The sequence below is a fragment of the Phenylobacterium sp. genome (assembly GCF_036963605.1).
Classification (GTDB): domain Bacteria; phylum Pseudomonadota; class Alphaproteobacteria; order Caulobacterales; family Caulobacteraceae; genus Phenylobacterium.
In genome coordinates, this window is record NZ_JBALUY010000120.1 from 1 (window position 1) to 6,654 (window position 6,654).

7 protein-coding genes are annotated in these 6,654 nt (G+C 68.8%); 4 read left to right on the plus strand and 3 right to left on the minus strand.

Annotated elements, in window-relative coordinates; genetic code table 11:
• Positions 1-429, plus strand: a 429-nt coding sequence (locus tag V7702_RS16200; RefSeq protein ID WP_335651116.1) for an SH3 domain-containing protein, incomplete at its 5' end; no start/stop codon positions are given.
• Between the two features lie 60 nt (positions 430-489).
• Here the strand turns inward: V7702_RS16200 and V7702_RS16205 are convergent.
• Complete coding sequence (locus V7702_RS16205; RefSeq protein ID WP_335651117.1) at positions 490-1,407, minus strand: pirin family protein; 918 nt, start codon at positions 1,405-1,407, stop codon at positions 490-492.
• A 330-nt stretch (positions 1,408-1,737) separates the two neighbouring features.
• Between V7702_RS16205 and V7702_RS16210 the strand changes: the two genes are divergently transcribed.
• Together V7702_RS16210 and V7702_RS16215 are read left to right on the plus strand one after the other, a co-directional pair.
• A complete protein-coding gene (locus V7702_RS16210; protein WP_335651118.1) occupies positions 1,738-2,256 on the plus strand; it encodes a hypothetical protein in 519 nt (172 codons plus the stop codon).
• Positions 2,257-2,450: 194 nt separating this feature from the next.
• The gene (locus V7702_RS16215; protein WP_335651119.1) at positions 2,451-3,782 is read left to right on the plus strand and encodes a DUF6880 family protein; all 1,332 of its coding nucleotides are present in this window, start codon (positions 2,451-2,453) and stop codon (positions 3,780-3,782) included.
• A 22-nt stretch (positions 3,783-3,804) separates the two neighbouring features.
• Here V7702_RS16215 and V7702_RS16220 read toward each other — a convergent pair whose 3' ends face one another.
• Together V7702_RS16220 and V7702_RS16225 are read right to left on the minus strand one after the other, a co-directional pair.
• Positions 3,805-4,200, minus strand: coding sequence for a GFA family protein (locus V7702_RS16220; protein WP_335651120.1), 396 nt, complete (start codon positions 4,198-4,200; stop codon positions 3,805-3,807).
• Positions 4,201-4,268: 68 nt separating this feature from the next.
• Positions 4,269-4,766, minus strand: a complete 498-nt coding sequence (locus V7702_RS16225) for an Lrp/AsnC family transcriptional regulator (RefSeq protein WP_335651121.1) — start codon at positions 4,764-4,766, stop codon at positions 4,269-4,271.
• A gap of 141 nt (positions 4,767-4,907) precedes the next feature.
• Between V7702_RS16225 and V7702_RS16230 the strand changes: the two genes are divergently transcribed.
• Positions 4,908-6,654 (plus strand): thiamine pyrophosphate-dependent enzyme (locus V7702_RS16230; RefSeq protein ID WP_335651122.1); only part of this gene is annotated, 1,747 nt, incomplete at its 3' end.

Below are 6,654 nucleotides of genomic sequence, written 5' to 3' on the forward strand. Positions count from 1 at the left end.
GGCGGGGGCGGGGGCGTGTCCTTCGGCCAGCCGACCTCGGCGGCCAACCTCCGCTTCAGCGGTCGCGTGCAGCCCCTGCGGACCTCGTTCGAGCCGACCAACGCCCAGTTCACCACCGCCAACACGGTGAACCTGCGCGGCAGCCCGACCACCAATGGCGCGGTCGTGGGTCAGCTGCGCGGCGGCCAGACCTTCAACGTCGCCGGCCGTGTGGCGGGCGATCGTTGGCTGATGGTCGAGCAGAACGGCTACATCACCGGCTATGTGGCCGAATGGGTGGTGCAGCCTGCAGCCAGTGGCGGCGGCTACGCCAACGCCAATTGCAAGGTGGTTCAGCAGACCATCCAGCCCCGCATGGGCCAGAGCACGACCGAGCGCTACACCGCCTGCCCGGCGGCCGGCGGCGGTTGGAGCCTCAGCGCCGCCTGATCACGCAGGCGACGGACGAATACCAGGGCCTGGGCGCGTAACGCCCAGGCCCTGTGTCGTTCAGGACATGGGGTTGGCTTCCGGCGGGGGATCGCCGGGCAGGGGAATGAATTCCTGGTCGTCGGCGTCGGGCAGCTTCATGCGGCCAGCCCGCCAGTCGGCCTTGGCCTGCTCGATCCGGTCCTTTGAGGATGAGACGAAGTTCCACTCGATGAACCGCGGCCCCACCGGCTGGCCGCCCAGCAGCATGACGATGGCCTCGGTCACGCCTGTGAACAGCACCGGCTGACCCGGCGCGAACACCAGCATCTGGCCTTCGCTATAGGTCTGACCCTCCACCTCCACCTGGCCGCGGGCCACATAGGCAGCCCGCTCCGGATACTCGGCCGGAAGCTGCGCCCGCGCGCCTGGCTGCAGGGTCCAGTGCACATAGAAGAGCGGGGAGTGGACCGGCACCTTGGACTTGGCGCCGAACGCCTCGCCGGCGATCAGCACCGCGCTCAGGCCCGCCTCATCGTGGCGGACCAGTTCATCAGCGCCGAAATGGACGAAGCCGGGATCGGTCTCCTCGTCGGCCTGGGGCAGGGCGATCCAAGCCTGGATGCCATCCATCCGCCCGCCCTCATGGCGCAGGTGCTCGAACCGTTCGGAATGGGTGATCCCCTTACCGGCCGTCATCCAGTTGACCTCGCCGGGCTTGATCTCCTGGATCGCGCCGACGCTGTCGCGGTGGGTGATCTGGCCGTCGAACAGGTAGGAGAGCGTCGAAAGCCCGATATGCGGATGAGGGCGAACATCCACATTGGCCGGAAAGCCGGGATCGAACCGGGCTGGCCCCATATGGTCGAAGAAGATGAAAGGTCCGACCATCCGGCGTGGTCCATAGGGCAGGACCCGGCCCACCTCGAAGCCGCCGAGATCCTTGCGGCGCTGCTGAATCACCCGTTCGATCGTCACGGTCGTCTCCCGTTTGGCCATGGTCGCCTCCGACTATAGAACGTCTCGGCGCCAAGGGCAGTTGGCGGATGCGTCGGAGCCTCAACGCGAGACCTGCCGGCCGCCCTGGCCATGCTCGTGGGCGGACTCTCGCGGAACCCGTGCCTTCAATGACCGCTGCGCCCGCCTCGCCGCGCGCGAACCATCTGCGAGCGCCCAGCGCCGCCCCGCCCATGCGGCCGTTCTGAGGTTAGGCTGAACACGGCCTGACGACAGCTCGGCAACGCTGTGGAGCCGACACGCGCCGGCGCGTCATGGAATCGTCTGGTCACACGGCTAAGCGATATCCTTTGCACATCGCTGGAGGCGGTCATGGAGCGGGTGGTGATCCTAGGCTGCGCAGGCACGGGCAAGTCGACCCTGGCCCGGCGGCTGGGCGCGAAGACCGGCCTTCCGGTGGTGCATCTGGACGCGCTGTTCTGGGAGCCGGGCTGGCAGGAATCCGATCCGGCGGTCTTCCGCCAGCGCGTGACCGAAGCCCTGGCCGGCGGCCGCTGGATCACCGACGGGATCTACAATTCCAAGACCTTCGACCTGCGCCTGCCCCAGGCCGACCTGATCGTGTGGATCGACCAGCCGCTGGCCCTGCGCCTGTGGCGGGTGATCTGGCGGGCGCTGCGCCACCGCGGCCAGACCCGCCCCGACATGGCCCCCGACTGCCCGGAAAAGGTCGATCTCGAATTCCTGAAATACATCTGGAACTTCGACCGCGAGAACCGCCCGCGGCTGGAGGCGGCTATCGCCCGCCTGGCGCCGACCACGCCGCTGGTCCGCCTGCGGGGTGATCGCCAGATCGCGCGGTTTCTGGAGGGCATCCCCGCCCGACGCTGAATTCACGATCTGGCGTGTGCGAGGCTTGGATCGGCGGGCGTCAGGTCGCGCCACCTTGCAACCGCGCAGCTTTCGCGCGTTCTAGGCGCATGGGAAAATACGATCCGCTGCGGGACCATCTGACGAGCCGACAGACCATATCCCCGGTCCGACACGAGGACCGGGTCCGCTTTCGCCGGGTGCGGTGAGGGCTGATGGTGCGTCGCCCCGCGAGCGGGAAGAAGGTGCTCTCGCAGGCCAATCTGGCGTCCCTGGGGGCTGACCGGCTGGCCGAGTTGCTGATGGAGACGGCGGGGCCGGCCCTGAAGCGCCGTCTGCGCATGGAGCTGGCCGCCGAGGTGGGGGCCGCCGACCTAGCCTTTGAGCTGGACAAGCGCCTCACGGCCCTGGAGGTCAGCCGGACGCGGGTCTCCTGGCGCAAGCGGCCGGAGCTGCTCACCGAATTGAAGACACTGCACGGCATGATCGTCGAACGGCTGGTGGGCCTGGACCCCGGCCTGGCGCTGGATCGGCTTGTGGCCTGGTTTGACCTCTATCCGGGCCTCACCCGCCGGGTGCAGGACCCCAAGGGCGAGCTGGCGCTCATCTTTGACTCCGCCTCAAGCGACCTGGCGGCCCTGGCCTCGAAGCTGGGGCCGGAGCTCGCGGGACCCGTTCTCGGCGGCGCCCTGGCCACCCGGCTGTCGGAATGGGCGGTGTGGATCGGCCGCGGCGCCGGCGCGCTCAGCCCGGAGCTGGCCCAACGGCTGCTGGTCGATCTGACGGCCGGCAAGCCTCAGCCCACGGGTCGCCTGGCCCTGGTGGTGCGAAGGCTCGCTGATCGGGCCGGTGATCTGGACGCCTGGATTCTCTCCCTCTCCGAGGCGGATCGAAAGAAGCCGGACACCGCCGCCGAAGTCGCCCGGCGGCTCGCGCAGGCTGGCCGCGCGGGACCGGCGCGCGAGGCCTTGGAGGCGGCGAGGGCCTCGCACCCGCAGGCGCGTCCGGCCAAAGGCAAGACCGCCGGCCCCGAGCCGCAGGGCGAGGCCTGGTATGCGGCCGAGATCGCCGTGCTGGAGGCCGAGGGCGCGACCGATGCCGCCGATGCCGCGCGATGGCGCCTTTTCGAACGCACCCTGTCGCCTGAAGCGCTGCGCGCCCTGCTGGCCAAGCTGGCGGACTTCGAGGATGTGGTGGCGCTCGACCGCGCCTTCGAGATCGCCGCTGCTCACGGGGACCTGATGCGGGCCCTGGCCTTTCTGATGGACTGGCCCGCCCACCGGGAGGCCGCGGCCCTGATCCTCAGGCGGCGCTCTGAGCTGCGCGGGTCATGGAACGATCTGCCGGCCTGGGCCGAGCGGCTCTCGGCCCGTCACCCTCAGGCGGCCCTGCTGCTGGTCCGGGCCCGGGCCCTGGCGCTGCGGCGCCTGGGCGCTGGCTTCAGCGACGAGGTGGCCGACCTGATCGTCGAGGCCGAGTCCCTGGCCGTCGGCCTCACAGACGACGCCATCCCTAGCCATGCGGCCTTCTTGGCGGAGCTTCGCTAGCCCGCCCGCCCCTTTGGCCATGTCAGGCGGGCGGGAAACCCTCGGCCAGTTCGGGATGCGCCACACCGGGATCGTACCAACTCGCCCCGTCCGAACGCCAGATATGCCACTGACGCTCGGCCGTCGCAGGGGTGTCCAGGCAACCGAGCCTGAGCATAACATTGGGACTTCCGTCCCGTTCCGCTACCAGTTGCGACCCGCAGGCCGAGCAGAACCGTCTCACCTTGCCGGGCGAGGATTCATAGTCGCCGAGCAGGTCTTCGCCCTGCACCCAGCGTAGCCGGTCCCGCGGAACCGATGCGATGCTGGAAAAGGCCGCGCCATGCGCCTTGCGGCAGGTCTCGCAATGACAGTGGACGATGGTCTCGACCGTGGCCTCGGCCTCATAGGCCACGCGGCCACACAGACAGCTTCCCATCAACATCGCAGATCCTTCCTCGGCGCCGATCGCCGCCGAAGCCTAGCGGGAATCGGGCGGGGCCGCGCCTAGCCCCGCGCGCTCACATAGGGGCTGATCAGGCCGAGCGGGGCGGCCGTCGTGTTCTTCACCGCGCGGATGACGATGCGGCTCTCGATGTTGGAGACGAGGCCGAGCGACAGGATCTGGTCGCGCAGGAAGTTGTCGAAGGCGTGCATGTCGCGGGTGACGATGCGCAGCTCATAGTCGGCCGAGCCGGTGACGGTGGCGCACTGGACCACCTCATGCAGCTTGGTGATGGCCTGCTCGAAGGCGTCGAGATTATCCCTCGTCGGCAGGGAGAGTTTGACGGTGCAATAGACCTCGAAGTTCAGACCCAGGCGCTCGCGGTCCAGGATGGTCACCCGGCGCTGGATGACGCCGGCGTCCTCCAGCCGCTTGATCCGCCGCCAGCAGGGGCTCGAGGACAGGCCGACGCGCTCGGCGATTTCGGCCACGGACAGGCCGGCGTCGTGCTGGATCAGGTCGAGGATCTTGGCATCGACGGCGTCGAGGGTCTCGGACACGGTTTTCTCCCCAATTTTCCGTATATGCGCCCGGTTCGTGCCCTGGAACCGGATGTCAGGGGCACGCCTTAGGTAAGCAATTGCGGCGTTCTTATATGATCTTGCAAGCCTATAGGGAGCCCAAAAGGGAAAGATATTGCGATGCGGCACTCGGATGTGACGCTCGACGACAAGTTTCTGCTCAACGAGGGTCGGGTTTTCATCACCGGGGTCCAGGCCTTGCTGCGGGTCCTGATGGACCAGCGACGCCTGGACGAGGCGGCGGGTCTCAATACGGCGGGGTTCCTGTCGGGCTATCGCGGCTCGCCGCTGGGCGGCCTCGATCAGCAGGCTCACCGCGCGGGTAAACACCTGGACGCCGCCCAGGTGGTGTTCAAGGAGGGGCTGAACGAGGACCTGGCCGCCACCGCCGTCTGGGGCAGCCAGCAGGCCAATCTCTTCCCGGGCGCCCTGTACGATGGCGTCTTTGGCATGTGGTACGGCAAGGCGCCCGGCGTTGATCGCACCGGCGACGTCTTCAAGCACGCCAACTTCGCCGGGACATCGCCTAAGGGCGGGGTCGTCGCGGTGGCCGGCGACGACCACAACTGCAAGTCCTCCACCCTGCCGTCCCAGTCGGAATTCGCCTTCCAGGATTTCGAGATGCCGGTGCTGTCGCCGGCCGACGTGCAGGAGGTGCTGGACTACGGCCTGATGGCCTACGCCCTGTCGCGCTTCTCCGGTCTCTGGGTCGGGCTGATCGCGCTCGCCGACACCATGGACTCCGGGATGACCATCGACGTCTCACTGGATCGCCACCGCTTCGTGACGCCGGCCGGCTTCAAGCTCCCGGCCGAGGGCCTCGGCATCCGGCTGAAGGACCAGCCGATGGACAAGGAGCGGCGGCTGCGGACCTACAAGCTCCCCGCGGCGCTCGCCTTCGCCCGCGCCAACCGCATCGACCGGGTGACCCTGGCCTCGCCGCGGCCGCGTCTGGGCGTCGTCTGCCAGGGTCAGGCCTATAAGGACGTGATCGAGGCCTTCGCGGCTATGGGGATCAGCCCGGCCCAGGCCGCCGATCTCGGCGTCTCGATCTACAAGGTTGGCATGCCCTGGCCGCTTGAGCCCACGGGCCTGCGCGCCTTCGCCGCCGGCCTTGAGACGCTGATGGTCATCGAGCACAAGCGGCCGCTGATCGAGGGCCAGGCCCGCGCCGCCCTCTATGACCTGCCGGCGCAGGCGCGGCCGAGGATCATCGGCAAGACCGACGAGCAGGGCCATCCGCTGCTGTCGGACCTCGGCGCGCTTTCGGTGGCCGAGGTGGCGCTGGCCATCGCCGACCGCCTGCCCCCTGGCCCCCACATGGACGGGGTCTATGACTATCTGAACCGGGTCTCGGCCGCCGGCGTCGCCGCCGTCAGCCTGTCCTCGGACCAGCAGCGCAAGCCCTTCTTCTGCTCGGGCTGCCCGCACAACACCTCGACCCGCCTGCCTGAAGGCTCCCGGGCGCTGGCCGGCATCGGCTGCCACTACATGGCCAGCTTCACCGACCCCAACACCGACCTGAACAGCCATATGGGCGGCGAGGGCCTGAGCTGGGTGGGGGCCGCGCCCTTCACCACGGAAAAGCACGTCTTCGTCAATCTGGGGGACGGGACCTACAACCACTCCGGTTCGCTCGCCATCCGCGCCGCCGTCGCCGCCGAGGCGAACGTCACCTACAAGCTCTTGTTCAACGACGCCGTGGCCATGACCGGCGGCCAGGCGGCCGAAAGCGGCTTCACGCCCGCCCAGATCACCCGGCAACTGGCCTCCGAAGGGGTCGCCCGCACCGTCATCGTCGCCGACGACCCCGACCGCTATGATGGCGTCAAGGACCTGGCGCCGGGCGTCGAGGTCAGGCCGCGGG